Raw genomic sequence first — 25,449 nt, forward strand, 5'->3', positions numbered from 1 at the left:
ACCTTTTACCTGAGTTCAATTTTGGCCGTCGTATTCCGGATCCGGTCCGAAAAGTCGACGGGCTGACCATTGTAATTGATCGTTACCTTGCCGGCATTGCCCAGCACCACGCGGAACGGAGCCTGGCCGCTCACCTCGCGGCTCTCTCCCGGCCTGACCGTGCTGTAGACGAGCCGCTTGCCGGTCGCGTCGGTGATGGACACCCACGCTTCCTCGCTGACGCTCACCGCCACCTTGCCGGCTTGCCCCGTGGAGGCGCTGGAACTGGCCTCAACACGGACGGCCGGCGCCGAAGCGGCGGGCCTGGCCGCGACCGCCGCGCTGGCGACGGTCGGGGCGCTCGCGGCGACATGCTCGGCGGGCGGGACGAGCGCCGGCGCGCTGGCGATGGCCGGCTGCGAGGCCTCGGAGAACGACGCCGACGCGGCCGGTTCGGAAGCCGCGCTCATCGGCACGGACGCTTCCTGTTGCGTTTCGTGGCTTTCCGTGCCGGAATAGATCCAGTAGACCACGGCCGCCGTGACGGCGCCGACCAGCAGCATCACCATCCAGGGGGCCGACTTGCCGTCACCGCGCACGACTTCGGCATCGGACTCGTGATGGCGCTCCTCGCGGGACAGATTGGCCACCTCGGTGGCCGCCGAAGGAAAATGTCCGTCCAGGGCCGTCATCAGCGGCGCCGGGTCGATCTCCAGGAATCGCGCGTAGTTGCGGACAAACCCCCTGACGAATGTCGCCCCCGGCAAGGCGTCGAAGTTGTCGTTCTCGATGGCGTCAAGCTGCCGCATCGACAGTTTCAGGCGTTCTGCCACTTCGCCCAGGCTCAGTCCCGCCGCTTCGCGGGCCGCCCTCAGGGCGCTACCGACACTCACCGCGGAGGTCTGAACGTTTTGTTCGGATTGTTGTTCCATCCTCAGGTTCCACTCAACAGCTGTTGGGTTTGTCTGGAGTCCGGATAGCGTCCCTTGAGCCGGGCCGCCAGCGCTTCCTCCCGGACGCGATTGCCGTTCAACCGGGCGAGCCGGATCCCCACCATGAGATCCTCCGGACCCAAAGCATCCGGATTGCCGGCCAGCCGGTCAAAGTAAAAAGATGCCAGTTTGACGTGACCGAGCGCCAGATGCAAGGCGGCGAGCGCCTTGAGCGCCGGCGGATAGTCTGGCCGGGCGGACAGGGCGGCCAGCAGATCCTCGTTGGCCTCGTCCTTGCGATCGAGCGCCAGATGACAGCGCGCCATGTTCACCCAGGCCAGCGCCGGTGTCTCGTAGAGCGGATTGGCGATGGCCCGGCGAAAATAGGCCAGCGACTCGGCGGCCTTGCCATGATCGCACAGAAAACTGCCGTAATTGTTGTTTCCGGCCGGATTGTCCGGCTCGATGGACAACGCCTTGCGGTAATCCGCGTCGGCTTCGCGCTCCATGCGAAGCCCGGAGTGGACCCAGGCCCGCGACAGCCAGCCTTCGGCGTACCCCGGCGCGATGCGGATCGCCTCGTTCGCCGCATCCAGCGCGAACCGGTAACTGCCGGCCCGGGCGTATTCGACGGCGAGCTGCGCGCGGATCTTCGCCAGATCGGGCACGGAATCGGCGGCAAATGCGTCAAGCGCGAAGGCCGCGAGGCACCCGCCGATCCACATTTGCCATCGTTTCATGCTTTTCCGTCCTCCGCGATCCTGATCCATTTTTCCTGACGCCGCGTCTTGTCCTGCACTTGTCCGGCAAGCTGTCCGCAGGCGGCGTCGATGTCGTCGCCGCGCGTCTTGCGCACCGTCACGATCAGCCCCGCTTCCTGCAGGATTTCCCTGAAAATCCGGATCGCATTGTTGCTCGACCGCCCGTAACCCGAGTTCGGGAACGGATTGAACGGAATCAGGTTGAATTTGCACGGCACGTCGCGCACCAGCTCGACAAGCTGTCTCGCATGTTCCGGTCTGTCGTTCACACCGTCAAGCATCACGTATTCGAACGTGACAAAATCCCGCGGCGCCTTGACAAGGTAACGCTGACAGGCCGCCATCAGTTCCCTGAGCGGGTATTTCTTGTTGATCGGCACGATTTCGTCGCGGATCGCATCGTTGGGCGCGTGAAGGCTGACGGCCAGCGCCACCGGACAGGATTCGCGAAGCCGGTCCATCTGCGGCACCAGGCCGGACGTGGAAAGGGTAACACGGCGGCGAGACAAACCGTAGCCGTGGTCGTCCAGCATGATCTGCATCGCCGACACCACGTTGTCGAAGTTGGCCAAGGGCTCGCCCATGCCCATCATCACCACATTGGACACCACCCGTTCGTTTTTCGGAGTGACGCCCATCGCCTTGTTCGCCCACCACAGCTGGCCGATGATTTCGGCGGTGGAAAGATTGCGGTTGAAGCCCTGGCGCCCGGTCGAACAGAACGTGCATTCAAGGGCGCACCCCACCTGGGATGACACGCACAAGGTTCCGCGGTCGTCCTCGGGAATGAACACGGTTTCGACACCGTTGCCCGTCCCGACGTCGAGCAGCCACTTGCGGGTGCCATCCGATGCCTGCTGCTGGGTAATCAACGAGGGCACCCGGACCTCGGCCGACTCTTCGAGCTTCGCGCGCAGGCTCTTGGCGATATCCGTCATCGCGGCGAAGTCGCTCTCGCCCATCTGGTGCATCCAGCGCATGATCTGGCGGGCACGGAACGGCTTTTCGCCCATGCGGGAGAAATGGTCGGTCAGCGCGTCGAGATTGAAGTCGAGCAGATTGGTCTTCATGGGGAAGGGAACCTCGTCGGGCCGCCGCCCCTCCCGCATGGAAGGCGCGGCGGCGCGTAAAACTGGATCAGCGAGCGCAGACTTCGGAAGCGGCGAAGAAGTAGGCCACTTCGATGGCGGCGTTTTCGGCGCTGTCGGAACCGTGCACGGCGTTGGCGTCGATCGAGTCGGCGAAATCGGCGCGGATGGTGCCGGCATCAGCCTTCTTCGGGTCGGTCGCGCCCATCAGCTCGCGGTTCTTGGCGACGGCACCCTCGCCTTCCAGCACCTGGATCATCACCGGGCCGGAAACCATGAAGTCGACCAGATCCTTGAAGAAAGGACGCTCCTTGTGAACGGCGTAGAAGCCCTCGGCTTCGGCGCGGGACAGCTGCTTCATCTTGGCCGCGACGATCTTCAGACCGGCGGATTCGAAGCGGTCATAGATCTTGCCAATGACATTTTTACCAACAGCGTCCGGTTTAACGATGGACAGGGTGCGTTCAATTGCCATATAAATCTCCCATTTAACAATGATGATAGCGTGACGGCTCCAGGGAGTCCGCCCGCGTCTACCCAATTTTGCGGAACCGGGTATTTTACCAGCCTTTAGCAAGGTAATGTTGCACTAATTCCATGGCGATGAAAGAAAACCCGAATTCGGCGCCCGACGAGCGCCTCGATGACGACACCGACTCCAGCACGCGCATCAAGACCCGGCTCGCCATCGCGGCCGGTCTGGCCGTGGTCGCGCTGGCGGCGATCCCGTTGATCGACAGTGTCGGCAACAAGAAAAGCGAACCGGCTCCCGCCGCGGATCCCAGCAGCGGCCGGATCGCGGCCATCGCGCCGCCGCCCCAGGCCCAGCAGCCGGCCAGCGCCGCGGCCGCGCAACCGGCGCCGGCCGAAGCGAGCGTCCCGGCCGGCGCACCGCGCGGACCGGATGTCGCCAGCACTCCGGGCATGCAAGTCACGCCGGGCGTCAAGCTGCCGGCGACACTCCCCGCCCAGACCCCGGCCCCCCAGACCTCGCCCACTACCCGCCACGAGGCGCCGCCGCCCCGCCCAGCCGCGCCACCCTCGCTCGCGCACCCGCAAGTGGCCGCCGTGCCTCCCGCGGCCCGCACCGCGCAGGCCGACCTTGTGCCGCAACCGGCTCCACTCGCCGCCCGTGCCGAACCGGCCCCGGCAACGCAGGCGCGGGCAAAGCCGGCGGGCTCATCGCTCGGCTACAACGTGCAGCTCGGCCTGTTCAGCAGTCTTGGCAACGCCCAGAAAATGATCGAGGAACTCAAGGCCAAGGGCATCGAGGTGCATACCGAGACACGGCTGCACGTCGGGCCGTTCCGCTCCCGCGCCGAAGCGGAGGAAACCCAGGCCAAACTGCGCGCGCTCGGCTACACCCCGCTGCTTGTCCCCGCCGGCGGATAAACCGACCCACCCACCCCGTCCGGCCACCCTTCCACGGGTGGTCCAGCCTCACCCGCGCCGCCCGGACACTTCGCAACCCGTTGAAAACACATCCATCTGATCCATGTCAAACAATTAATGACATAAGACAAATTGACTGACCTATTCAACGTCAAAGTACTTGACTATAAAGTCGCATTTACGAAAATTACCTTCGCTTTAAAGATTCCATTATGACAGTGAAATGCCTACAATGCGCGGCATGCCTGCTGAGGGCGGAACAGCTACCCGCCACACCATGCACATGGTCAATAAGGGTCTGCCCCGAGTCTCGCAAGGGTCCCGGGTCTCCAGTCTCCAAAGAGATACAGGATTGCATCTGTCTCAGGCATTTGCCCGCGCTAAGCGGGCATACTTTCTGACGCCCGGTATCGCCGATATCGGGCGTTTTGACTTTCCCGCCGTGTAAGGATAATGTCATTGGACCAGCCTCACCGACATTCAGGAGTCCTTACATGTCAAAGACAGCCCTACTCGTCATCGACGTTCAGCAAGCCTGCATGGACGGCCCGCCGGCCAGCGCTCGCGCCGCACAGGTTCTGGCCACGCTCAACCGCGTCATCGCCAAGGCCCGCAAGCGCGGCATGCCGGTGATCTTCATCCAGCACAACGGCCCCAAGGGCTCCCCGCTCGAACCCGGACAGGATGGCTGGAAGCTGCATTCGGCCCTGGAGCGGCACGAAAGCGATGCGGTGATCCGCAAATCCTTCAGCGACTGTTTTCATGCCACGACGCTCGCCGCCACGCTCTCGCGCCTGGGCGCCGAAGCGTTGTGGATCACCGGTTACGCCACTGATTTTTGCGTGGCGAGCACGGTCAACGGCGCGGCCTTCCGCGGTTTTCCAGTGACGGTGATCGCCGATGCCCACACCACCAAGGATCGCCCTCATGCGAAGGGCGAGACCCTGATCGACCATTACAATTGGGTCTGGTCGAACCTTGGCGCGCCGGCGCCGATACGCGTCGTTCCCTGCGACGAGCTGCCCTGAGTCCGGCCCGGCTAGCCAGAAACGGGGGGGTTCGCTACAATTGGCCACGTCCAGGTGCCCGATCCGAAAAGAACGGGTTGAACGGGAAACAGGTGAAAAGCCTGTGCTGCCCCTGCAACGGTAAGCAAGCGCGGATTCTCCGGATTCGCCACTGCGGGATACCCTCCCGCGGGAAGGCGGAGAATCAAATTCTTGCAAGTCCGGATACCGGCCTCGGACGGTCGCGCCACGGCGCGGCCATGACGACGCGCGGCAGGGTGCACGGGCTCGGGTGAGATCCAGCGAGCCCTGCCCTGTTTCCGTCCGGCCGTTTTCCCTGCCTCCATTACGATGAATGATTGCTGCGCAGAGGGCGCAGCCATGGAGACCAGGATGTCCGACCGCTCTTTCCCCGCCTTACCGTTCGCCCTTGCCCTGCCCGCCGCCTGCGTGGCGATGACGGCGGGCGCCGCCGACGCCCCCCTGTTGCCCGATGTCGTGGTGACGGCCTCGCGCATCGCCCAGCCCCTGCGTGAAGTGATCGGCGATGTCAGCGTGATCACCCGCGACGACATCGAGCGCCACCCCGGCCAGAATCTCGCGGATGTGCTGACCACCGCACCCGGCGTGCAGATTTCCCGCAACGGCGGCGCCGGCCAGTCCTCCACCTTGTGGATCCGCGGCTCCGACAAGAATGTTGTGCTGGTGGACGGCGTGCGCGTCGATTCCGCCACGCTCGGCTTAACCGCCATCGAGAACTTCCCGGCCGACCAGATCGAACGCATCGAAATCCTCCGCGGCGCGGCCGCCAGCCTGTACGGCTCGGACGCGATGGGCGGCGTGGTGCAGATTTTCACGCGCAAGGGCGGCGAGGATCTGCGCGCGTCGGTGCAGGCCGGCGCCGGCAATCACGGCAACGCGGCCGTCCAGGCCAACGTATCGGGCAGTGTCGGCGCCAGCCGCTTCGCGCTGGGCGTGGCCCACTCGCGCACCGACGGCGTGTCGGCCGTGGCCAATCCGGATAATGTCCGCTACAACCCCGACAAGGACGGCAACCGCAACACCAGTCTCAGCCTGTCGGCCAGCCACGACCTGTCGGCCGCCACCTCGTTCGGCGCCACCATTCTCTATGCGCGCAATGTCACGCACTACGACTCATATACCGGCTACCCCCCGGCGGGGCAGGGCTACGACTACCGCAACGAGAAACTCAACGGGGCGACGTCGGCATGGCTCGCCCACACCTTCAGCGATGTCTGGAAAACCCGCCTGCAGCTGGCCAGCTCCGTTGACAGCAACGATACGTTCGACCCGCTGTCCCCAACCAATTTCAGCGACAGCAAGTCATCCATCACCACACGTAACCGCCAGGCGACCTGGCAGAACGATATCGTGCTCAGCGGCGGCGGCAAGGCCACCGTGGCGCTCGAGTCGCTGGAGCAGCGCGTGTCGGGCAGCACCGATTACACCATCAAGAAACGCACCAACAACAGCCTGACGGGCAACTATCTGACCCGCTTTGGCGACCTGCGACTCGAAGCGGGCGCGCGACATGACCGCAACTCGCAGTTCGGCAGCTACAACACCGGGCGCGTCGGCGCGAGCTACGACTTCCTGGACGCCTGGCAGGTCGGCGTCTCCACCGGCAACAGTTTCCGGGCCCCGACCTTCAATGACCTTTACTGGCCCAACTCCGGAAACCCGTCGCTAAAACCCGAGAAAGGTTTCAGCAAGGAAATGTTCCTCGCCTACCGCGGCAACGCCCTCCAGGGCCGCGTGACCGTTTACGAAAACCTGGTGCGCGACCTGATCCAGTGGGCGGAAGTCAGCCAGTACGTCTGGAAACCGATGAATGTCGACAAAGCCTCCCTGCGCGGCATCACGGCCAATGCCGAATGGTCGCATGGCAAGCTGACCCTCGGCGGCCAGGCTGACTGGCTGCGCGCGCGGGATGACTCCAACGGCGCGACACGCGACAAGCGCCTGCCACGCCGCGCCGACCGGACCGCGAGCCTGTACGCGGCCTACAAGGCGGACAATTGGCAGGTGCGTGGCGAGTGGCAGGCGGTCGGCCGCCGCTTCGACGACGCGGCCAACAATGATCCCCTGGGCGGCTACGCGGTGGCGAACCTGTCCGCCAGTTGGTCGGTGACGCGCGACGTGACCCTGCTCGCCACCCTCGACAACCTGTTCAACCGCAAGTACCAATCGGTCAAGGACTACGGCGTCATGGGCCGCAACGGCATGCTCAGCGTGCGCTGGACACTGAAGTAATGGTCGAGCTGATCCTCGGCGGGGCGCGCAGCGGCAAAAGCCGCTACGCGCTCGGGCAGGCGCTGAACCACGCGGGGCCGGTGGCGTGGATCGCCACCGCCGAGGCCCATGACGCGGAAATGCGCGAACGCATCCGGCTGCATCGGGCCGAACGGCCCGCCCGCTGGCGCACGCTCGAGAGCCCGCTGGCGCTCTCGCAGGCGCTGGATGCGGCGGGTGATACGTTCACGGTCATCGACTGCCTGACCCTGTGGGTATCCAACTGGTTGTGCACGGACGACGGGCCGGGCTGGCTCGCCGAACGCGACGCTTTTCTTGCCCGGCTCGCCGCGCGCCGCGCGCCGTTGCTTCTTGTCAGCAACGAAGTCGGTTTCGGCATCGTGCCGGACAACGCGCTGGCACGGCATTTTCGCGACGAGGCGGGTTTTTTGCATCAGGCGGTCGCCGCCGTCGCCCCGCGCGTCACCCTGGTGGTGGCGGGCATCCCGATGACCGTCAAATCCCCTCCCGAAGGACACAGGCAATGACAAACACATGGTGGCAGGACAGCATTCCCGCTCTGGATGAAACCGCCCGCAACGCGGCGCTCACGCGTCAGACCGTTCTGACCAAACCCGCCGGCTCGCTCGGCCGCCTGGAAACCCTGGCGGTGAAACTGGCCGCCATGCAAGGCCGCGCCGAACCCGACCTCGCCCACCCGTGGATTTCCGTGTTCGCCGCCGACCATGGCATCGCGGCGGCCGGCGTCTCCGCCTATCCGCGCGAAGTCACCTTGCAGATGGTGGCCAACTTCGCCGCGGGCGGCGCCGCCATTTGCGTGCTGGCACGGCACATCGGCGCCCGTTTCGAGGTGATCGATGTCGGCGTCGCCGGCGACACCTCGGCCTGGCCCGACGTGGTGCAGGCCAAGACGGTGAACGGCACGGCGAGTTTTCTGGAAGAGCCGGCCATGTCGGAAGCCACGGTCGACAGCGCCCTGGCCGCCGGCCGCGAAGCCGTGGCCCGCGCCGTCGCCGCCGGCGCGGACTGTTTCATCGCCGGGGAGATGGGCATCGGCAACACCACCAGCGCCACGGCGCTGGCCTGCCTGTGGCTGGAGCGCGATCCCGAGGCGATGACAGGCGCCGGCACCGGCCTTGACGACGCCGGTATCCGCCGCAAGGCCGGTGTCGTGCGCAATGCGCTGGCCCTGCACCGGACAATGTCGGCCGACCCGAAAAGCGCGCTCGCGCGGCTGGGCGGCGCCGAAATCGCCGCCATGGCCGGCGCCTACGTCGCGGCCGCGCAGGCCCGCCTGCCGGTCATCGTCGACGGCTATATCAGTTCGGTCGCGGCGTTGGCCGCCACGCGGCTCAATCCGGGAGCCGCCGCCTGGTTCCTGTTCGGCCACGAATCCGCCGAAAAGGCCCACCGCGACGTGCTGGCGGCCCTCGGCGGGCAACCCGTCCTGGCGCTCGGCCTGCGCCTGGGAGAAGGCAGCGGCGCGGCCGCCGCCTTCCCGGTCATCCAGGCCGCCTGCCGCCTGCACTCCCGCATGGCCACCTTCGCCGAAGCGGGCGTCAGCGACCGCGAGGCCTGAGCGTCATGCCGTCCGCCATCCTGTCGCCCGGACTCTCCGCCCTGGCTCTGGGCTTCACGCTGGAGCTGGCGGTCGGGGAACCGAAACACTGGCATCCGCTGGTCGCGTTCGGCACGCTGGCAAGCTGGCTGGAGGTCCGTCTGAACCTGGGCCGCTCGCGCTTCACGCGCGGCCTGGCCGCCGTGTGCCTGCTGCTGGTTCCCGCGCTGCTGGCTTTCGCGCTCGCGCGCCATTACGCGGGCTGGGTGGCGGACGGCATCGCCCTGTGGTTCGCCCTTGGCGCGAAAAGCCTCTACCAGCACATCGAGGCCATCCGCGCGCCCCTGATGGCGGGCCGGCTCGATGAGGCGCGCGCGGCGGTCGGCCGCATCGTCAGCCGCGACACCAGCGCGCTCGACGAAACCGGCGTGTGCCGCGCCACGCTCGAATCCCTTCTGGAAAACGGCTCCGACGCCGTGGCCGCCACGCTGTTCTGGTTCGCGCTGGCGGGCGGTTACGGCGTCATACTGCATCGCCTCGTCAACACGCTGGACGCCATGTGGGGCTACCGCACCGCGCGTTTCGAACGGTTCGGCAAGGCCGCCGCGCGCCTTGACGATTTGCTGAATTGTTTGCCGGCCAGGCTGACCGCGCTGGCCTATGCGCTGTGCGGCGACACGCGCCGGGCCGTCGCGGCCTGGCGGCATCAGGCGTCCGGCTGGGAAAGCCCCAATGCCGGACCGGTGATGGCCAGCGGGGCCGGCGCGCTGGGAGTACGACTGGGCGGCGCGGCCTGCTACCACGGACAGCGGGAAATCCGCCCGGCGCTTGGCATGGGACGCCCGCCCGTGACGGGCGACATCGCCAGGGGACTCGCGCTCACCGCGCGCGCGGGCGTCCTCCTGGCCGCGCTGCTGACCGCTCTGGAGGTCGCGCGATGGATATCGTGAGCACCCCGCCGCACCATGGCGGCGACCTTGAACGCGCCATGGCGCGCTACGGCGGCGAGGCGCGGGACTGGATCGACCTGTCCTCCGGCATCGCCCCCGCCCCCTATCCGCTGCCCCCGGTGCCCCCTCGTGTCTGGCAACGGCTGCCGGACGGCGATCAGGCACTCCTCGACGCCGCAAGACGGTATTATGACTGCGACACCCTGCTGGCCACGGCCGGCAGCCAGGCCGCGATCGCGCTCTTGCCGCGGCTGTGGCCTTCCTCGCGTGTCGGAGTGCTGGCACCCTCCTACGCGGAGCATGCCTGGCAGTGGTTGCGGCAAGGACACGCGATCGTCGCGCTGTCCGGCGAAACCGATATAGAAAGGCATCTGGACACGCTCGATGTGCTGGTGCTGGTCAATCCGAACAATCCCGATTGCCGCCGCTGGCCCCGCGCGCGCCTGCTCGACTGGCACCGGCGCCTGGCGGCGCGGCGCGCGACGCTGATCGTCGACGAAGCCTTCGCGGACGCCGACAACGGGGAAAGCCTGCTGCCTTGCATGCCGCGCGACGGATTGATCGTCCTGCGCTCGGTCGGCAAGTTTTTCGGGTTGGCGGGCGTGCGGCTGGGGTTCGTCGCCGCCGCCCCGGCCCTGCTGCAGCGCATGGAGCGGGAGTTCGGTCCCTGGAGTGTCGGCGGACCCGCGCAATGGGCCGCGACGCTGGCGCTGGGCGATACGGAATGGCAGACGCGGCAGCGGAACACCCTCGCGGACGCCTCGCGGCGTCTCGCCCGCGACCTTTCGGACGCGGGACTCGCGCCGGCCGGATGCCACCCCCTGATGCACTGGTGCCCGGCCGGCGACGCGCGGGGCTGGCACGAGGCACTGGCCGGGGAGCGCATCTGGACCCGGCTATTCGGCGAACCGGCCGGTCTGCGCTTCGGCCCCCTTCCCGCGACACTTCACGATGAATTTGCCCGGCGCCTCGCGCGCGCCGCGAAGGAGATGACCCCATGAATCAGGATGACGGCCGCAACCTGCGCCACAAGGCGCGCATGGAACGCAAAAAAGCGCTGATCGACGCCAAAATCGCCGAAGCGGACACCGACACCGGCATCCTGCTGGTGCTCACCGGCAACGGCAAGGGCAAATCCTCATCGGCCTTCGGCATGGTCGCCCGGGCGCTGGGGCATGGCATGAAGGTCGGCGTGGTGCAATTCATCAAGAGCCGCACCGATACAGGGGAGGAAGGGTTCTTCTCCCGGTTGCCCGGCGTCGAGTGGCATGTCATGGGCGATGGTTTCACCTGGGACACCCAGAACCGGGAGCAGGACATCGCCACGGCCAACGCGGCCTGGGAAACCGCCAGCCGCATGCTCGCCGATCCGTCCTTCGATCTGGTCGTGCTCGACGAAATGACCTATGTGATGAAATACGGCTACGTCCAGGCGCGGCGCATTCTCGACGATCTGCTGGCCCGCCCCGAGATGCAGCATGTGGTGGTCACCGGACGGGGCGCTCCGCCGGAGCTTCTGGACATCGCCGATACGGTGACCGACATGCAACCGGTGAAACACGCCTTCCACAGCGGTGTGCGCGCGCAGAAAGGCGTGGAGTGGTGAGCGACGACGCCCGCTGCCGGGCGCTGATGATCGCCTCTCCCGCCTCCGGCAGCGGCAAAACCACGGTGACCGCGGCGCTGGCCCGTCTGTACCGGCAGGCCGGCCGGCGGGTCAAGGTGTTCAAGTGCGGAGCGGATTTTCTGGATCCCGCGTGGCTCGCGCTGGCCAGCGGCCAGCCGGCGGACAACCTCGATTTGTGGCTGACGGGCGAGGACTACTGCCGTCATGCCCTGCACCGCGCCGCGCGCGACAATGACGTCGTTCTCGTCGAAGCCGCGATGGGGCTGTTCGACGGTGCGCCCAGCGCCGCGGATCTCGCGGTCCGCTTCGACCTCCCGGTCGCCCTGGTGATCGACGCCTCGGCCATGGCCCAGACCTTCGGCGCGCTGGTGCTGGGCCTGGCGGCCTACCGGCCACCGCTCAGGATCGCCGGCGCGATCGCCAACAAGGTGGCTGGCCCGGGACACGCCGCCATGCTGCGCGAAAGCCTCGACCCCGCCCTGCCCTTCGCGGCCATCGTGCGTGGCGAAGGACTCGCGGAGCGCCATCTGGGTCTTGTCGAACCACGGCGGACAACCGGGGATGACGCGCGCTTGCTGGCCGTCGCCGATGCCCTCCACGCCCAACAGGTGGGGGACTGGGCGCCGGAACGGCGCTTCCGGCCGCAGGCGCTTCCCCCGGTGCCGCGCCTGCTCGAGGGCCGGCGCATCGCCGTAGCCATGGACGAGGCCTTCTCGTTCGTCTACCCCGCCAACCTCGCCTGCCTGGAGGCGCTGGGCGCGCGTATCGAAACCTTTTCCCCGCTCGCGCACCAGCCGTTGCCCGAAGCCGACGCGCTCTGGCTGCCCGGCGGCTACCCGGAGGCCCATGCCGCGCGGCTCGCCGCCCATCCGGACATGGCGCGCGACCTGCGCCGCGGACTTGATGCCGGCAAGCCGGTGTACGCCGAGTGCGGCGGCATGCTCGCCCTGTGTGAAACGCTCGCCGACCTCGAGGGGTGTCGCCACGCCCTTTGGGGGCTCTTCCCCGCGCATGCCAAGATGGGGCGCACCCTCGCCGCCATCGGTCCGCAAAGTGTCGACCTGGGGCATGGCCCGCTGCGTTGCCATACTTTCCATTATTCGCGCCTCACGACCTCCCTGCCTCCTTTCGCGCACGCCACGCCGGCGGGACGCGAAGGAACCGGCGAGGCCGTGTGGCGCCAGGGCGGCCTGACCGCCAGCTACCTGCATGCGTGGTTCGCCGGCAATCCGGTCGCCACCGCCGCCCTTTTCGGAGCCCGTCCATGATGTTTCGCCCGCTTTGCCTCGCCCTGATGCTGCTCGCCGCCCCCCGGTCCTTCGCCGACGTGTCGGTGCGTGACGACCGGGGCAAGACCGTCAGTCTCAAGGCGCCGGCCCGGCGCATCATCAGCCTCGCGCCGCATCTGACCGAAGACGTGTTCGCGATCGGCGCCGGGCGCTATCTCGTCGGCGCGGTGGACTACAGCGACTACCCGGCCGAGGCCCGGCGCATTCCGCGCGTCGGCGGTTACAACGGTTTCGATCTGGAGCGCATCCGCGCGCTGCGCCCGGATCTGATCGTGGCCTGGCAAAGCGGCAACCCGCCGCATCAGCTCGAACGCATCGAAGCGCTGGGCATCCCGGTGTTTTACGACGCCTCAAGAACCCTGGCCGATATCCCGACGGTGCTGGACCGGCTCGGCACGCTGACCGGAGACACCCGCGGCGCGTCGCGGGCGGCCGGACAATTTCGCGAGCGTCTGGCGACACTGGCCCGGACCCATGCAGGCCAGCGGCCGGTGCGAGTGTTCTACCAGGTCTGGGACCGCCCGCTGATGACCGTCAACCGCGAACAGATCATTTCCGACGCGATGCGCCAGTGCGCGGCGGTCAATGTGTTCGGCGCCCTGCCGTCGCTCGTGCCGACCATCGACGATGAGGCCGTGCTCAAGGCCAATCCGGAACTGATCGTCACCAGCCATGGGCCCGGCGCGCAAAGCGTTTGGCTCGGCCACTGGAAACGCTTCCCGGGCATCACCGCGGTGGCGCGCGGCCAACTCGCGCATTTGCCGCCCGATCTGCTCAGCCGGCTGGGCCCGCGCATGATCGACGGGGCGGAAGCGCTCTGCGCGGCCGTTGACAAGGCGCGGGCGGCGCGATGACACAACGCGCTCCCCTGTCCGCCACGCGGCTTGCCGCCCTGCTCGCGCTCTTGTGCCTGGCGGCGCTCCTGGCCATCACGGCCAGCCTGTCGCTGGGCAGCTCCTCCCTGCGCCCCTGGCAATGGTGGGACAGCGGCCCCGAGGCGGACCTCGCCCGCGACGTGGTGATCGAGCTGCGTCTGCCGCGCACCCTCGCGGCGCTGGCGGTGGGCGGGCTGCTCGCGCTGGCGGGCAACCTGCAGCAGATCCTGCTGCGCAACCCGCTCGCCGACCCTTACGTGCTCGGCACCTCCGGCGGCGCCTGCGTGGGCGCCCTGCTGGCGATCTTCGCCGGCGCCGGAACCGCGCTGATCAACCTGAGCGCCGGCGCCGGCGCCATGGCCAGCATCCTCGCGGTGTTCATGCTGGCGGGAACCGGCGCCGTCATGGACCGCGCGCGGCTGTTGCTCACCGGTGTCGCGCTCGCCTCGTTCTGCGGCGCGATGTCCTCCTTGCTGCTGAGTCTCGCGCCGGACGGTCTGTTGCGCGGCATGGTGTTCTGGCTGCTCGGCGATCTGGCCAGCGCGCGCTGGGAGTGGTCGCTGCCGGCGCTGGGCGGGCTTGTCGCCTTGCTGTGGCCGTTCGCGCGGGACCTGAATCTGCTGGCCCTCGGCACACAGCCGGCCCACGCGCTGGGCGCCCGCATCCGGCCCCTGCAGTGGCTGATGTATTTCGCCGCCGCCATGGCCACCGCGCTGGCCGTCACCACGGCCGGCATGATCGGCTTTGTCGGGCTGATCGTTCCGCATGCCTTGCGCCTGACCCTCGGACAGGACCAGCGCCTGCTGCTGCCGGCCTCGGCGCTTGCCGGCGGCACCTTGCTGCTGTGCGCCGACATTCTCAGCCGGCTGGTGATGGCTCCGCAGCAATTGCCGGTCGGCGTGATCACGGCGATTGCCGGCGCGCCGGCCTTCATTTGGCTGCTGCGCAGCAAGAGGAAACCGTCATGAGTCTGCTGACCGCCCGCGATCTGACCCTTGCGCAAGGCGAACGCCTGCTGTGCCGCCGGCTGAACCTGACCGTGCGGCCGGGCGAGGCATGGCTGGTGCTTGGCGAAAACGGAGCGGGCAAAAGCACCTTGCTCGCCGCCCTCGCGGGCTGGCATGCCGCGAGCCACGGCGAAGTCCTGCTCGATGGCGCGCCGATCGAGACGGTGCCGGCCCGACGGCGCGCGCGCCGGCTCGGCTGGATGACCCAGCACGACGACTCGCCGTTTCCCGTGTCCGTCCTGGAAAAGCTGCTCACCGGCGTGCATCCCAGACGGCGGCGCTGGGAGTGGGAAAGCGCCGAGGATCTCGCCCTGGCGCGCCGGCTGATCGAAGCGATGGACCTGGGCGGGCTGGAGGGACGCGATATCGCCGCGTTGTCCGGCGGCGAGCGCCGCCGCGTTTCGCTGGCCACGCTGTTCATGCAGGACACCCCGCTGATGCTGCTCGACGAACCATTGTCCCAGCTGGATCTGCGCCATCAGCAGCAGATGCTCGCGCTGTTCGCCAGGGAACGCGCCGCCGGCCGCGGTCTGGTGGTGGTCGGCCACGACCCCAACCATGCGTCGGCCTTCGCCAGCCACGTGTTATTGATGGCGGGAGACGGCGAGTGGCAGGCCGGTCCGCGCGACAGCGTGCTGACCGCGAAGGCCCTGTCCGCTCTGTACCGTCATCCGGTCCGGGAATGGACGGACGGCGCGGAGCGCTGGTTCGTGCCCGAGGCGGCGCCATGGAGGTGATCCTGGTGCGTCATCCTCGCGCCCTGAACGCGGCCGGCCGCTGTTACGGACGCCTTGACCTGATCGCCGATCCCGCCGCGCTCGCCGAATCGGCGGCACGCCTCGCCGCGTTGCGCGGCCTGCCCGTGCTGACAAGCCCGGCGCGCCGCTGCCGGGCGCTGGCCGCGCGCCTCGCGCCGGCGCCGCGCGTCCTGCCCGAACTCGCGGAACTGGATTTCGGCCGCTGGGAAGGCCTGCCCTGGGACGCCATCGCGCGCGACGAGCTCGACGCCTGGGCCGCGGATCCCTGGCGCTACGCGCCCGGCGGCGGGGAATCCCCTCTCGCGCTGCTCGCGCGCTGGCGCGCCGCGGCACGACGCCTATCCCGCATCGCGGCGCCGCGCATTGTCGTGGTGACGCATGCGGGCATCATCCGCGCGGCGCTTCACGAGGCCGGACTCATCGACGCGGACGCCTTCCTGTCCCTGGCGGTCGAACATGATTTTCCTTATCGAGTGGAACGGTAAATGCCCACACTGATGATCCAGGGCTGCACCTCGGACGCCGGCAAAAGCACGATCGCAGCCGCGCTGTGCCGCCTCCTCGCGCGCCGCGGCCTGAGCGTGGCGCCCTTCAAACCGCAAAACATGGCGCTCAACAGCGCGGTGACCGCCGACGGCGGCGAAATCGGCCGGGCCCAGGCGGTCCAGGCGGCGGCCTGCCGCATCGCGCCGCATACCGACCACAACCCGGTTCTGCTCAAGCCGGCCTCCGACTGCACCGCCCAGGTCATCATCCAGGGCCAGCCGATCGGACACCTGAACGCCCTGGATTACCACGCCTACAAGCGCCGGGCCAAAACCGCGGTGTTCGACTCCTGGCGGCGCCTCGCCGGCAGCTACCGGCATGTCGTGGTGGAAGGCGCCGGCAGTCCGGCCGAAGTGAACCTGCGCGACAACGATATCGCCAACATGGGCTTCGCCGAAGAGGCCGACTGTCCGGTCTGGCTGGTGGCGGACATCGACCGGGGCGGCGTCTTCGCGCACCTGACCGGCACCCTCGCCTGCCTGAGCGCCAGCGAGCAGGCGCGCGTGAAGGGCTTCATCATCAACCGCTTCCGCGGCGACATCGCCCTATTGCGAAGCGGCATCGACTGGCTGGAAGACAAAACCGGCAAACCGGTGCTCGCCGTGCTGCCCTACCTGCACGGACTCGACCTCGCCGCCGAGGACGCCTTGCCGCAGACCCGCGGGCACGGAGAAGGATTCCGCATCGTGGTGCCGGCCTTGCCGCGCATTTCCAATCACACCGATTTCGATCCCTTGCGGCGGCTCGATCGCGTGGATTTTCGTTTCGTGGGACCGGGCGAAGCGCCTCCCGCCGCCGACCTGATCATTCTGCCGGGCAGCAAGAACACGCGCGCCGACCTTGACTGGCTGCGCGAGCGGGGCTGGGCGGACGCGATCGCGCGCCACTTGCGCTACGGCGGCAAGGTCATCGGCATCTGCGGCGGCTACCAGATGCTGGGCGAGCGCATCGAGGATCCGGACGGACAGGAAGGCGCTCCGGGCGCCAGCGACGGGCTGGGTTACCTGCCCGTGAGCACGCGCCTCGCGCCGGCCAAGACCCTCATCAATGTCACCGGACGCCTGACGCTCGGCGGCCGGGAAGCCCGGCTTGCCGGCTACGAGATCCACCACGGCGTCAGCCTGGCCCGGGGCGGACATCCCGTGCGGCTCGACGACGGGCGGTCCGACGGAGCGGTCAGCGATGACGGACAGGTGTTCGGTTGTTACCTGCATGGGCTCTTCGACACGCCCGATGCGCTCGATCTGGTGCTCGACTGGGCCGGCTGCGCGGCCCGTAGCCCGGTATCCGGCGCGGACGCGCTGGAGGCCGCGATCGATCGTCTGGCCGACGCGCTCGACACCGCCCTCGACTGGGAAACCGCCCGGCGCGCCGGTTTGTGCCTCGACTAAGGAAACCTCATGACGCGCCTGATTCTCGCCATCCAGTTCCTGACCCGCTTGCCGACTCCGCAATTGAAGGAATTCAAGGACGAGTGGCTTGCCGAAGCGGCTCGCTGGTTCGCCCCGGTCGGCCTTTTGCTCGGCGCGCTGGTCGCCGGCGCCGGCTATCTGTCCGCGCGGCTCGACCCCGCGCTGTCCGCCTGGGTCATGCTCGCGGTCTGGGTCATCCTGACCGGCGCCCTGCACCTTGACGGCATGGCCGACGTCGCCGACGCGCTCGGCGCCGCCCATCGGGACAAAACCCGCCTGCTCGCCGTGATGAAGGACCCCCACCTTGGCGTGTTCGGCGTCGTGACCCTGATCCTGCAGTTGAGCGGCAAGGGTGTCCTGCTGATGCTCGCCGCGCGCCAGAACCTGTGGGCGGGCCTCGTGCTGATCCCGGCCTGGAGCCGTCTTGGCATCCTGTACTGGCAGACTCTGCCGCCGCTCGCGCCCGGCATGGCCGAGCGCTTCGCCTGGAAAATCCCGTTCGCGGCGAGGCGCATCGAACTGGCCGCGCTGCTGGCGGCCAGCCTTCTCCTCGCTCCCGCGCTGGTCGCCGCGCCGCTTGTCGCATGGCTGTACCGCCGTTGGCTGACGGCCCGACTGGGGGGTATCACCGGCGATTGCCTGGGCGCCGGCGTGGAGGTGATGGAACTCGCCCTGTTAGGGGTTCTGGTGACCGCCTCATTCCTACCCGGTATCCCGTTGTCTTTTCCATGATGATTCCCAATGCACTCCGGCATCAGTGAGTGCATTTGCAACACTCTGCGTCAAGTCCCCGCCGATCCTTCGGGTAGGGAAAAACGCCCCAACCTGGCCAATGACAATAGCAAGCCCATGAATACAAAAGACTAAATTTAAATAAAATCGATGCATCGGCCAACCACGTCTGATCCAGCCTCGAAAAAGACCTTTCAGCAGTCAGGACAAAAGCATGAAAAGCGTTGACAATAGCGGGTGGAGAAAACGTTACAACGGTATTTTTACCCGAATACCACAACATTAGCCGATAGCAGAGAGACTTTTGCGAGCAAGGAGGAAGCATGACGACGCACTGGATTGTGACCAACCGTGAAGTAGTACTCCGAGATGACAAAGAGGTCGTAAACGAAGACAGCGTCGAAACGCTTCCGACCTTCCGCATTGCCAAATTCGTGGTGCCGGCCTTGCTGGACCCGACCGATGATGACCTGCGCGCCGCCGTGACCTTTGTCACCGACAAGGCCGACGCCAATTATCTGCCTTCCTACGGCGGCAGCAGCGACGACCTGCCCGGCACGGCCCAGCTGTTCTCGAGCGTCTACCAGGCGATGCGCCAGTCGGCCGAGGGCAAGGGCGACACGCTGTGCTTCCTGCACGGCTTCAACCACAGCTGGATCGATTCGCTGCGTCACCTGGTGAAGCTCAGCCAGGTATACACCGACCCGGTCGACAGCCCGGTCTCCCAGATCATCTATTTCTCGTGGCCGTCCACCGGCCGGCGCAGCGACTACTCGCACGACCAGATCACCGCGCTCAACAGCGGCGGCGTGCTGGCCCGCTTGTTCCTGAAGGCCGGCGCATTCTACAAGGTCAATTTCGGCGGACCCAAGCCACTGCCGTACTGCGGACGTCGCCTGCACCTGGCGGTTCACTCGCTGGGCACCCAGGTGCTCGAGTCCTTCTGCCATATCGCCGGAGGTTACGACGGCATGCGGCTGAGCCTGTTCAACGAAATCCTGCTCTTCAACGCCGATTCGGACTGGACCGACCTGGATCAGGGCAAGCCGCTGTCGCACCTGAACGAACTGGCCGAGCGCGTGCACGTTTACAGCAACCACCACGATGAAACCCTGTGGGTCTCGGAAACCACCAAGCACAGCAGCAAGCGCCTGGGACGCCACGGACCGAAGGACATCAACGCCGTGCCGCCGCGCACGCTGGTGGTCGACACCACCAAGACCTTGCCGCCCGCGCCGCTGACCCAGCTGCATCTTGACCGTTTCGCCGAAGTGGCGCAGCGCATCCACGATATCAACGACCTGAGCACCGAATCCCGTCAGGCCATCGTGCACCACTGGGGCTACCTGTTCCGCTCCGACGTGGTCAACGATATCAAGGCCGTGCTGCGCGGCGAGTCGGCGCGCGAGATCGGCAACCGCATCCCGGAGCGCAGCGATCTGTACTCCTTGCGCTGACAGGAACGGCGCGTAGCGCGAGGGAGGCTCCGGCCTCCCTTTTTTCATGGGTATCGATTATCAAATATTCACATAGGGCAGCGATCGGCTTGCCGCCCGCCCCCCATGGTGTACCATTGCCCCTCGCCACCCCCGAAGTACGGGTGACCCGGAGCCGCGAAGACGGCGCAGACCAACCGGGCACATTTTCTTGCTATCAATGAGAGTCCTGTTATGAAAAAGCTGTTTGCTCTTGTCCTCACCCTGCTCGCCCTCTCGGCAAGCCAGACCGTGCTGGCCCGCCAGTCGCCGCTGGACATTCCCGCGCGCGTGGCATTGACGGCCCCCAAAGGCGATATCGCCCAGACCCGCAACGCCATCGTCAAAGGCAGCGCCATGCTCGGTTGGACCGTGGTGGCGGACGAACCCGGCAAACTGACGCTCAAATACAGCAAGAACGGCAAACACGAAGCCGTGATCGACGCGCTGTACGATGCCGGCGGCTACCAGTTCGCCTATGTCTCCAGCGTCAATCTCAACTACGAAAAAACCGAACAGGGCGAGCGGATACACCCGAACTTCAACCGCTGGCTGGTCAATCTGATCAAATACATCGGCATCGCCTCGGCCAATGCCCCTGCCGGCGCCCCGCAACCGGCCCCGGCGCAGGAGTGAACGCGATCGCGCCATCGACGCACCGGCGCCTTTACGGTATGATCACGCCGTCATTGGGGAGTAGCCGCTCTTCGCTTCGCTGAAGAGGCCCGCGTCAACACACTTGGCCGATCAACGGCCATGGCGCCGGCAGCCCGCGCCTGGCAAGACCTTTGACCGTACCGCCTCCGGAACTGGCCGGGGACGCGGTGCGGTCATTCGTCATGAATCCGGCCAGGGAGTTCACGTGGAAGCATTCCTCATCTCGACGGGCATCGTGGCCCTCGCCGAAATCGGCGATAAAACCCAGCTTCTGGCGTTCATCCTCGCCGCGAAATTCCGCAAACCCCTTCCCATCATTCTGGGCATCCTCGCCGCGACCCTGGTCAACCACGCCTGTGCCGGCGCACTGGGCGCCTGGATCACCTCGCTGCTCGGTCCCCAGACCCTGCGCTGGGTACTGGGCATCTCCTTTCTCGCCATGGCCGCCTGGACCCTGATACCCGACACCTTCGAGGAAAGCGAGGCCCGTTTCGCGCGACTTGGCGTGTTCGGCACCACCCTGATCGCTTTCTTTGTCGCGGAAATGGGCGACAAGACGCAAATCGCCACCGTCGCGCTCGCCGCGCAATACCATTCCATCGTCGCCGTGGTGGCCGGCACCACCCTCGGCATGATGATCGCCAATATCCCGGCCGTTCTTCTGGGTGAGCGCATCGCCAACCGCGTTCCGGTGCGCCTGGTGCACGGCATCGCCGCGGCCATCTTCGCGGTACTTGGCGCGGTCACGCTCGCCGGCGTCCGTTTCGGATTCTGATCCTCCCGCACGGCACGGCGCCATCGCGCCGCGCCGTATTGATTCTCCGCCGGCCATTTAACACCGTTGGTATTTTCAAATACCAACGGTATTCCATTTCAAATTGCCCGTTCCCGTAAAAAAAGGGGACGGAGTCGATAATCCCCATCCCGCTGAAAAACCTTGTTTTCCTGTTGCCAATTTCTCCTCATCGCCCGATACCACTTGATATTTGTCAACCTTCGCCACCCGGCCAATTTCTAAAGTGCTTGCAAGCAGACGGATTTATCCAACGCTAAATGGTTATTCAAAAAAACGGATATTAACCACAGGAGCAGCACTATGGCCTCTGGAAATGCAAGCCAAACCCATAAAATGGGCGTAATGGCACTGACACTGGTAACAGCGTCGAATATGATGGGGTCGGGAGTCTTTATGCTTCCGACGAATTTGGCCGGCGTGGGATCCATTTCCACCTACGGTTGGATCGTGACGATTATCGGGGTAATCGCCCTGGCTCTGGTTTTCGCCAAGAGCAGTCTTTTGACGCCACGGGCCGGCGGTATTGTCGCCTACGCCAATGATGCATTCGGACCGTTCGTCGGCTTCCAGTCGACGATGTGCTACTGGATCAGCGCCTGGATCGGCAACGTGGCCCTGCTGGTCGCCGGCGTCGGTTACCTGAGCTACTTCTTCCCCGCCCTGCACAACCCGATGTACGGCTGCCTCGCCGCCATCGCCATCCTGTGGGCTTTCGTCGTGCTGGGCAGTTTCGGCGCCAAGGTCGCGGGTTCCGCCCAGTCCTTCACCGCGAGCTGCATGCTGGTCGTGGTGCTGGGTGTCGGCCTGGTCGGCTGGTTCTGGTTCAAGCCGCAGCTGTTCCTCGAAGTCTATAACGCCACCGGCAAGAGCGACGGCAACGCCATCATGTCGGCCGCTTCGCTGGCGCTGTGGGGTTTCCTGGGCGTCGAGTCCGCCGTGGTGTCCTCCGGACAGGTCAAGGATCCGGAACGCACCGTGCCCCGCGCCACCGTGTTCGGCCTCTTGATCGCCTCGGCCTGCTATGTATCGAGCTCCACCGTGATCATGGGCATTGTGCCGCACAAGGTGCTGGTCGGCTCCTCCGCGCCGTTCGCCGACGCCGCCCGCTACATGTTCGGCCCGATGGCCGGCAACATCGCCTCGGCGCTCAGCATCATCGCCTGCTTCGGTTCGATTTCCGGCTGGCTGATCCTGCAATCCGAAGCGCCGCGCGCCGGTGCCAAGGCCGGTCTGTTCCCGGAATTCTTCGCTCACGTCAACAAGAACGACGTGCCGATGAAGAGCCTGGTGTTCACGGGCGTGCTGATGACGCTGGTATTGGCGATGACCGCCTCTCCGAATCTGGCCGATCAGTTCAAGATCATCATCCTGATGTCGGTGTTCGCGTCGCTGATGCCTTATATGTACGCGCTGATCGCCCTGCCGGTGATCATGATCTCCAAGAAGATCAACCGCGGCCCGACCTTCATGTTCTACACCGTGCTGGTCGTGATCGGCATGGCCTACAGCATGTTCGCCCTGCTCGGTTCGGGCGCCGACTCCCTGTACTGGGGCACCTTGATGATGGTGCTCACTATTCCGATGTACTCCTATGTGGCTCATAAAAAAGCCAAAAAAGGCGGCGAGATTCTGTTCGCCACCGCAGACGAATCGATTTGATTATTTAACCGGTCACTCAATAACATTCAACCTGACGAGATATTAAAATGCCACTCTCCATCGAAAATCAAAACAAACTGGATGCTTTCTGGGCGTATTGCGTAAAAAACCAGTATTTCAATCTGGGATATCCGGAATCGGCCGACTTCGATTATGGCAACCTGGAACGTTTCATGCGTTTCTCCATTAATAACTGTGGAGACTGGGCCGAATATTGCAACTACCTGCTCAATTCCTTCGATTTCGAAAAAGAAGTCATGGAGTTTTTCGCGGACCTTTTCCGGATTCCGTTCGAGGACAGCTGGGGCTATGTGACCAACGGCGGCACCGAGGGCAATATGTTCGGCTGCTATCTGGCCCGTGAACTGTACCCGGACAGCACCCTGTTCTACTCCAAGGACACGCACTACTCGGTCGCCAAGATCGTCAAGCTCCTGCGCATCAAGTCCCAGGTTGTGGAATCGCTGCCCAACGGCGAAATCGACTACGACGACCTGATGGCCAAGATCAAGGCCAGCGGCGAAGAGCATCCGATCATTTTCGCGAATATCGGCACCACCGTTCTTGGCGCGGTCGACAATATCGACACCATTCAGAACCGCATGACCGCCGCCGGGTTCAAGCGCAGCGATTACTATATTCATGCCGACGCCGCGCTCTCCGGGATGATCCTGCCCTATGTCGACCATCCGCAGCCGTTCAACTTCGCCGACGGCGTCGACTCGATCGGCGTATCGGGTCACAAGATGATCGGCACGCCGATTCCGTGCGGCGTGGTGGTCGCCAAGCGCAGCAACGTCGACAAGATTTCCGTGGAAATCGACTACATCGCCGCCCACGACAAGACCATCACCGGTTCGCGCAACGGCCACACCCCGCTGTTCCTGTGGCAGGCCATCAAGTACTACACCTTCGAAGAGCAGAAGGCGCGCATCGCCCACTGCCTGAAGATGGCCGAGTACGCGGTGGCCCGCTTCAACAAGAACGGCATCGACGCATGGCGCAACGACAACTCCATCACGGTGGTCTTCCCCTGCCCGTCCGAAGAGGTCTGGAAGAAGCACTGCCTGGCCACCTCGCGCGGCTATGCGCACCTGATCACCACGGCGCACCATCTTGACACCGACAAGATCGATGCGCTGATCGAGGATGTGGCCGCCGACAGGAACCGCCGATCGAAAGCGGCCTGACCGAAGGCGCAACGCCTGAGTACTGATTTGACTTGGAAGATGTTGTGATTCGGGACAGCCATGAAGCCTTTCATGCTGTCCCATTTTTTTGCGGCGCAGTTGGTCAAGATCAGAGAATCCGAAGACGAATCACGGTTCAATCCCCCTCTTCGGACAGCCCTCTGCCTTCTGTTCGCGCCGTCAAGGAGTCTGTCATGAGTACGATCCAGTCCATCCGCGGAATGAATGACATCCTGCCGGAGGAAGCCTGCCGCTGGCAGTGGCTCGAAGCCATCGTCCGCCGCGTCACGCACCGTTACGGCTATCAGGAAATCCGCTTGCCCATCCTTGAACCGGTCGCGCTTTTCCAGCGGGCGGTCGGCGACGCCACCGACATCGTGGCCAAGGAAATGTACGATTTCCAGGACAAGAGCGGCGATCACATCACCCTGCGTCCGGAAGGCACCAGCGGCTGCGTGCGCGCCGTCATCGAGCACGGCCTGTGCCACAACCGCACCCAGCGCCTGTGGTACCAGGGCCCGATGTTCCGCTACGAGCGCCCCCAGAAAGGACGCTTCCGCCAGTTCCACCAGTTCGGCGTGGAAACCTTCGGCATGGCCGGCGCCGACATCGACGCCGAACTGATCCTGATGATCCACGATATTTTTCAGGCGCTGGGTCTTGGCGGCCATGTCAGGCTGGAACTCAATTCGCTGGGCACGCCCGACGAGCGCCGCGAGCACCGCGCGGATCTCGTCGCCTATCTGACCGCCCGCAAGGATCAACTGGACGAGGACAGCCTGCGCCGCCTGGAGAGCAACCCGCTACGGGTGCTGGACAGCAAAAATCCCGACATGCAGGCGCTGATCGAGTCGGCGCCGAAACTGCTCGATTACCTCGGCGACGAATCCGCCCGCCACTTCGCCGAGCTGCAAGGGCTGCTCGGCGAAGCGAGCGTGCCCTTCGTGATCAATCCGCGCCTGGTGCGCGGTCTGGACTATTACACGCGCACCGTGTTCGAATGGACCACCGAAGCGCTGGGCTCGCAAGGCACGGTATGCGGCGGCGGACGCTATGACGGGCTGGTCGAGCTGTTCAGCGGCAAACCCCTCCCCGCCTCGGGCTTCGCCTTCGGCATCGAAAGGCTGCTGCTGCTGATCGAAACCGTGGGCACGCAGGCGCCGGTGACCGACGAGCCGGATGTGGTGGTGACCACGTCCTCGCCTGCGGCCAACGTCGACGCCGTGCTGCTCGGCCGGCAGATCCGCCAGGCGTTCGCTCAGTTGAAAGTGCTCAACGACTTTACCGGCGCGAAACTCGCCCGCCAGCATCAGCGCGCGGCCCGCCTGGGCTGCCGCTGGGTCGTCACACTGAACGAAGACGGTTCGGTCGGCGTCTGGTCGCCCGATGAGGACCGGCGCGTGACGGTCGGTCGCGACGCGCTGATCTCCACGCTGAGCGCCTGGACCCAGGCCCGTTGAAACCGGGGCGGGTCCGGCAACGGAT

24 protein-coding genes, 1 pseudogene and 2 riboswitches are annotated in these 25,449 nt (G+C 65.8%); of the genes and pseudogenes, 21 read left to right on the forward strand and 4 right to left on the reverse strand.

Annotated features, from left to right (window positions below; all coding sequences use genetic code 11):
- Positions 1–5: 5 nt before the first annotated feature.
- The 4 genes from JNO50_RS13535 to ndk all read right to left on the reverse strand — a co-directional run bounded on the left by JNO50_RS13535 (position 6) and on the right by ndk (position 3,235).
- Positions 6–911 carry a RodZ domain-containing protein gene (locus JNO50_RS13535; protein ID WP_189530759.1) on the reverse strand — a complete coding sequence of 302 codons (906 nt, stop codon included), beginning with the start codon at positions 909–911 and terminating at the stop codon, positions 6–8.
- Positions 912–913: 2 nt separating this feature from the next.
- Positions 914–1,651: a type IV pilus biogenesis/stability protein PilW gene (gene pilW / locus JNO50_RS13540; protein WP_229804447.1), complete on the reverse strand. Its 738-nt coding sequence runs from the start codon at positions 1,649–1,651 to the stop codon at positions 914–916.
- Positions 1,648–2,742 carry a dual-specificity RNA methyltransferase RlmN gene (gene rlmN / locus JNO50_RS13545; protein WP_189530758.1) on the reverse strand — a complete coding sequence of 365 codons (1,095 nt, stop codon included), beginning with the start codon at positions 2,740–2,742 and terminating at the stop codon, positions 1,648–1,650. Before rlmN ends, pilW begins: the two co-directional genes overlap by 4 nt.
- Positions 2,743–2,809: 67 nt before the next feature.
- On the reverse strand, positions 2,810–3,235 hold the full coding sequence (gene ndk / locus JNO50_RS13550) for a nucleoside-diphosphate kinase (protein WP_189530756.1): 426 nt from the start codon (positions 3,233–3,235) through the stop codon (positions 2,810–2,812).
- 122 nt (positions 3,236–3,357) lie between these two features.
- On the opposite strand from ndk, the gene JNO50_RS13555 reads away from it, so the two are divergent.
- From JNO50_RS13555 to hisS, 21 genes and pseudogenes are all read left to right on the forward strand, one after another.
- Positions 3,358–4,152 (forward strand): SPOR domain-containing protein, encoded by a 795-nt coding sequence (locus JNO50_RS13555; protein ID WP_229804445.1) that lies wholly within the window; start codon positions 3,358–3,360, stop codon positions 4,150–4,152.
- Between the two features lie 494 nt (positions 4,153–4,646).
- The gene (locus tag JNO50_RS13560; protein WP_189530754.1) at positions 4,647–5,180 is read left to right on the forward strand and encodes a cysteine hydrolase family protein; all 534 of its coding nucleotides are present in this window, start codon (positions 4,647–4,649) and stop codon (positions 5,178–5,180) included.
- Positions 5,181–5,215: 35 nt separating this feature from the next.
- Positions 5,216–5,410, forward strand: a riboswitch (cobalamin riboswitch).
- A 142-nt stretch (positions 5,411–5,552) separates the two neighbouring features.
- On the forward strand, positions 5,553–7,433 hold the full coding sequence (locus JNO50_RS13565) for a TonB-dependent receptor domain-containing protein (RefSeq protein WP_189530752.1): 1,881 nt from the start codon (positions 5,553–5,555) through the stop codon (positions 7,431–7,433).
- Positions 7,433–7,960 carry a bifunctional adenosylcobinamide kinase/adenosylcobinamide-phosphate guanylyltransferase gene (gene cobU, locus JNO50_RS13570; protein ID WP_189530750.1) on the forward strand — a complete coding sequence of 176 codons (528 nt, stop codon included), beginning with the start codon at positions 7,433–7,435 and terminating at the stop codon, positions 7,958–7,960. Before JNO50_RS13565 ends, cobU begins: the two co-directional genes overlap by 1 nt.
- Complete coding sequence (gene cobT / locus JNO50_RS13575; protein WP_189530748.1) at positions 7,957–9,012, forward strand: nicotinate-nucleotide--dimethylbenzimidazole phosphoribosyltransferase; 1,056 nt, start codon at positions 7,957–7,959, stop codon at positions 9,010–9,012. Before cobU ends, cobT begins: the two co-directional genes overlap by 4 nt.
- 5 nt (positions 9,013–9,017) lie before the next feature.
- Complete coding sequence (cbiB, locus tag JNO50_RS13580) at positions 9,018–9,941, forward strand: adenosylcobinamide-phosphate synthase CbiB (RefSeq protein ID WP_189530746.1); 924 nt, start codon at positions 9,018–9,020, stop codon at positions 9,939–9,941.
- Positions 9,929–10,942: a threonine-phosphate decarboxylase CobD gene (cobD, locus tag JNO50_RS13585; RefSeq protein WP_189530745.1), complete on the forward strand. Its 1,014-nt coding sequence runs from the start codon at positions 9,929–9,931 to the stop codon at positions 10,940–10,942. The genes cbiB and cobD overlap by 13 nt, the downstream gene beginning before the upstream one ends.
- On the forward strand, positions 10,939–11,547 hold the full coding sequence (gene cobO / locus JNO50_RS13590; protein WP_189530744.1) for a cob(I)yrinic acid a,c-diamide adenosyltransferase: 609 nt from the start codon (positions 10,939–10,941) through the stop codon (positions 11,545–11,547). Before cobD ends, cobO begins: the two co-directional genes overlap by 4 nt.
- Complete coding sequence (locus JNO50_RS13595; protein WP_229804443.1) at positions 11,544–12,836, forward strand: cobyrinic acid a,c-diamide synthase CobB; 1,293 nt, start codon at positions 11,544–11,546, stop codon at positions 12,834–12,836. Before cobO ends, JNO50_RS13595 begins: the two co-directional genes overlap by 4 nt.
- A complete protein-coding gene (locus JNO50_RS13600; RefSeq protein WP_189530743.1) occupies positions 12,833–13,711 on the forward strand; it encodes a cobalamin-binding protein in 879 nt (292 codons plus the stop codon). The genes JNO50_RS13595 and JNO50_RS13600 overlap by 4 nt, the downstream gene beginning before the upstream one ends.
- A complete protein-coding gene (locus JNO50_RS13605; RefSeq protein ID WP_189530742.1) occupies positions 13,708–14,700 on the forward strand; it encodes a FecCD family ABC transporter permease in 993 nt (330 codons plus the stop codon). Before JNO50_RS13600 ends, JNO50_RS13605 begins: the two co-directional genes overlap by 4 nt.
- A 62-nt stretch (positions 14,701–14,762) precedes the next feature.
- Positions 14,763–15,476, forward strand: a pseudogene (locus JNO50_RS13610) (ABC transporter ATP-binding protein); the annotation flags it as partial.
- Entirely contained in the window at positions 15,467–15,982 is a 516-nt protein-coding gene (locus JNO50_RS13615; protein ID WP_189530740.1) for a histidine phosphatase family protein, read from the forward strand. The pseudogene JNO50_RS13610 and the gene JNO50_RS13615, both read left to right, overlap by 10 nt.
- Entirely contained in the window at positions 15,983–17,434 is a 1,452-nt protein-coding gene (locus tag JNO50_RS13620; RefSeq protein ID WP_189530739.1) for a cobyric acid synthase, read from the forward strand.
- A gap of 9 nt (positions 17,435–17,443) precedes the next feature.
- Positions 17,444–18,187, forward strand: coding sequence for an adenosylcobinamide-GDP ribazoletransferase (gene cobS, locus JNO50_RS13625; RefSeq protein WP_189530737.1), 744 nt, complete (start codon positions 17,444–17,446; stop codon positions 18,185–18,187).
- A gap of 323 nt (positions 18,188–18,510) precedes the next feature.
- A complete protein-coding gene (locus JNO50_RS13630; protein WP_189530735.1) occupies positions 18,511–19,644 on the forward strand; it encodes an alpha/beta hydrolase in 1,134 nt (377 codons plus the stop codon).
- Between the two features lie 213 nt (positions 19,645–19,857).
- Positions 19,858–20,298 carry a hypothetical protein gene (locus JNO50_RS13635; RefSeq protein ID WP_189530733.1) on the forward strand — a complete coding sequence of 147 codons (441 nt, stop codon included), beginning with the start codon at positions 19,858–19,860 and terminating at the stop codon, positions 20,296–20,298.
- A gap of 43 nt (positions 20,299–20,341) precedes the next feature.
- A riboswitch (yybP-ykoY riboswitch) is annotated at positions 20,342–20,522 on the forward strand.
- A 2-nt stretch (positions 20,523–20,524) separates the two neighbouring features.
- A complete protein-coding gene (locus JNO50_RS13640; RefSeq protein WP_189530731.1) occupies positions 20,525–21,094 on the forward strand; it encodes a TMEM165/GDT1 family protein in 570 nt (189 codons plus the stop codon).
- A 396-nt stretch (positions 21,095–21,490) separates the two neighbouring features.
- Positions 21,491–22,774, forward strand: coding sequence for an amino acid permease (locus tag JNO50_RS13645; protein WP_229804460.1), 1,284 nt, complete (start codon positions 21,491–21,493; stop codon positions 22,772–22,774).
- 47 nt (positions 22,775–22,821) lie between these two features.
- Positions 22,822–23,964, forward strand: a complete 1,143-nt coding sequence (locus JNO50_RS13650) for a histidine decarboxylase (protein WP_189530727.1) — start codon at positions 22,822–22,824, stop codon at positions 23,962–23,964.
- A gap of 194 nt (positions 23,965–24,158) precedes the next feature.
- Positions 24,159–25,424 carry a histidine--tRNA ligase gene (hisS, locus tag JNO50_RS13655; protein WP_189530725.1) on the forward strand — a complete coding sequence of 422 codons (1,266 nt, stop codon included), beginning with the start codon at positions 24,159–24,161 and terminating at the stop codon, positions 25,422–25,424.
- The last annotated feature ends 25 nt before the right edge of the window (positions 25,425–25,449 follow it).

This window comes from Paludibacterium paludis (assembly GCF_018802605.1).
Taxonomy (GTDB): Bacteria; Pseudomonadota; Gammaproteobacteria; order Burkholderiales; family Chromobacteriaceae; genus Paludibacterium; species Paludibacterium paludis.

What these genes read in the sequence shown, in the direction of transcription:
- JNO50_RS13560 (WP_189530754.1), top strand. Translation starts at nt 4,647, where the DNA reads ATGTCAAAGACAGCCCTACTCGTCATCGACGTTCAGCAAGCCTGCATG.
- rlmN (WP_189530758.1), bottom strand. Translation starts at nt 2,742, where the DNA reads ATGAAGACCAATCTGCTCGACTTCAATCTCGACGCGCTGACCGACCAT.
- JNO50_RS13600 (WP_189530743.1), top strand. Translation starts at nt 12,833, where the DNA reads ATGATGTTTCGCCCGCTTTGCCTCGCCCTGATGCTGCTCGCCGCCCCC.
- JNO50_RS13650 (WP_189530727.1), top strand. Translation starts at nt 22,822, where the DNA reads ATGCCACTCTCCATCGAAAATCAAAACAAACTGGATGCTTTCTGGGCG.
- cbiB (WP_189530746.1), top strand. Translation starts at nt 9,018, where the DNA reads ATGCCGTCCGCCATCCTGTCGCCCGGACTCTCCGCCCTGGCTCTGGGC.
- cobU (WP_189530750.1), top strand. Translation starts at nt 7,433, where the DNA reads ATGGTCGAGCTGATCCTCGGCGGGGCGCGCAGCGGCAAAAGCCGCTAC.
- cobS (WP_189530737.1), top strand. Translation starts at nt 17,444, where the DNA reads ATGACGCGCCTGATTCTCGCCATCCAGTTCCTGACCCGCTTGCCGACT.
- hisS (WP_189530725.1), top strand. Translation starts at nt 24,159, where the DNA reads ATGAGTACGATCCAGTCCATCCGCGGAATGAATGACATCCTGCCGGAG.
- JNO50_RS13635 (WP_189530733.1), top strand. Translation starts at nt 19,858, where the DNA reads ATGAAAAAGCTGTTTGCTCTTGTCCTCACCCTGCTCGCCCTCTCGGCA.
- JNO50_RS13565 (WP_189530752.1), top strand. Translation starts at nt 5,553, where the DNA reads ATGTCCGACCGCTCTTTCCCCGCCTTACCGTTCGCCCTTGCCCTGCCC.
- JNO50_RS13535 (WP_189530759.1), bottom strand. Translation starts at nt 911, where the DNA reads ATGGAACAACAATCCGAACAAAACGTTCAGACCTCCGCGGTGAGTGTC.
- JNO50_RS13555 (WP_229804445.1), top strand. Translation starts at nt 3,358, where the DNA reads ATGGCGATGAAAGAAAACCCGAATTCGGCGCCCGACGAGCGCCTCGAT.
- cobT (WP_189530748.1), top strand. Translation starts at nt 7,957, where the DNA reads ATGACAAACACATGGTGGCAGGACAGCATTCCCGCTCTGGATGAAACC.
- ndk (WP_189530756.1), bottom strand. Translation starts at nt 3,235, where the DNA reads ATGGCAATTGAACGCACCCTGTCCATCGTTAAACCGGACGCTGTTGGT.
- cobO (WP_189530744.1), top strand. Translation starts at nt 10,939, where the DNA reads ATGAATCAGGATGACGGCCGCAACCTGCGCCACAAGGCGCGCATGGAA.
- JNO50_RS13645 (WP_229804460.1), top strand. Translation starts at nt 21,491, where the DNA reads ATGGGGTCGGGAGTCTTTATGCTTCCGACGAATTTGGCCGGCGTGGGA.
- pilW (WP_229804447.1), bottom strand. Translation starts at nt 1,651, where the DNA reads ATGAAACGATGGCAAATGTGGATCGGCGGGTGCCTCGCGGCCTTCGCG.
- JNO50_RS13605 (WP_189530742.1), top strand. Translation starts at nt 13,708, where the DNA reads ATGACACAACGCGCTCCCCTGTCCGCCACGCGGCTTGCCGCCCTGCTC.
- JNO50_RS13615 (WP_189530740.1), top strand. Translation starts at nt 15,467, where the DNA reads ATGGAGGTGATCCTGGTGCGTCATCCTCGCGCCCTGAACGCGGCCGGC.
- JNO50_RS13620 (WP_189530739.1), top strand. Translation starts at nt 15,983, where the DNA reads ATGCCCACACTGATGATCCAGGGCTGCACCTCGGACGCCGGCAAAAGC.
- cobD (WP_189530745.1), top strand. Translation starts at nt 9,929, where the DNA reads ATGGATATCGTGAGCACCCCGCCGCACCATGGCGGCGACCTTGAACGC.
- JNO50_RS13630 (WP_189530735.1), top strand. Translation starts at nt 18,511, where the DNA reads ATGACGACGCACTGGATTGTGACCAACCGTGAAGTAGTACTCCGAGAT.